General features: G+C 51.8%; 1 protein-coding gene. It reads left to right on the forward strand.

The window, feature by feature from the left end; all coding sequences use genetic code 11:
* Nucleotides 1–110: 110 nt before the first annotated feature.
* Complete coding sequence (locus tag AC6I6H_RS22425) at nucleotides 111–1325, forward strand: IS4 family transposase (protein ID WP_497956831.1); 1215 nt, start codon at nucleotides 111–113, stop codon at nucleotides 1323–1325.
* Nucleotides 1326–1528 lie beyond the last annotated feature (203 nt).

Genomic DNA, 1528 nt, shown 5'->3' on the forward strand with positions numbered 1-1528 from the left:
CAGTAGACTTGCAAAGAAGTTAACATGGGGTAAAATGCCAAAAAATTTGAACAACAAAAAGAGGTTCCTGTATCGTTAGAGTTGAGACGACACCAACGAAAGGAGACCTCTTGCCTACTAGCATATCGAAGATGGTAACCTTCCGTCAACTCTGTAGTGCGTTTCATGTCAAAGCCCAAGCCTTCTGGAGTGACCGTTATGCCAAGAAGCTGTGGATGGGAAATACAGCCGCCTTGTTCCTGGAGGGGATTGTTCATCAGCGGACACTCGGGGAGATCGCCGATCACCTGAAGCGAGCAAAATGGCTTCAAGAATGGTTGGAGATCGACTCGATCCACCCGTCGTCGCTGTACCGCAAGCTCAACAACATACCCACCGAAGCCTTGCGAGACCTGTACCTCCATTTAGTGAAAGAAGTGGCGGCCCTCCATCAACGCAAACCGTTGCGTTTGGGGAAACGGTTGGGCACGCTGGCAGCGGTCGACTCCACCACCATCACCTTGGGATGTACGGGTCCTAAGTGGGCCTACCACCAAAAAGGCCATTGTGCGGTGAAAGTCCACACCTGCTTGAAATTGACCGGAGATACACGGGCCTACCCCCATGCAACTGTACTGTCCACGGCTCCTGTTGCCGACTTGGATGCGCAAGTGCTCAACCATCTGGTCTATGAGCAGGTGGTCACCTACTTGTTCGACCGGGGATACATCCATTACCACCAATTTGTAGAGTGGAACCGGACGGGCCTACGCTTCGTCGCTCGGATCAAAACCAATAACAAGCTTCAGGTGATTCACCAGCGAACAGACTTTCGCCATCCGATTGCCGTGGATGCGGATGTGAAGGTGCACGATCCGAAAACAGGCGAAACCGCAACGCTTCGGGTAGTGGAATACGACTATATGGATCGCAAAGGGGCGACTACCCGAATTCGGGTGTTGACCAATCGGTGGGACTGGACGGCCGCAGACGTGGCCCAGGCGTACAAATACCGCTGGAAGGTAGAGCAATTCTTTAAGTGCATGAAGCAGCACTTCCATGTGAAGCACCCATACAGCACGAAACCGCAAGGCGTATGGAATATGGTCTACTTGAATCTGATTGCGTATCTGCTGATGGAAGGCATACGGCAGCAAGAAGCACCCCATTTGCGGATCGGACAAGTGTGCATCAAGTTCCGCCAATACGCAGAGGAGGGATGGGATGTCTTTCAACGTGCTTTACATCCGGTACGCCAGCGAACCAGTAAAGGGCGACGCAAGAAAGGGGGACGTCCCCGAAAGCACCCGCCCAAATGCAAGCCCTTGCGGCTGATTTTCTGTTAAGGAACTAAAAACGAAAACAAAACCAAATTCAAAAAAGTGGTGTCGTGTCACAAGAAGCCAGGGGGTCGTTTTTTGCCTTTACGAAGTACTCGAGTCCCCTTCACTTCAGGCTGCACGTGCCGTGAAGTCCCTCTTTCATTCAAGGACAACGAGGTCGGTATCCTCTTACAGGCACCATGTAAGTTTTTTTGCAAGTCTACTGC

The organism is Gorillibacterium sp. sgz306347 (assembly GCF_059735245.1).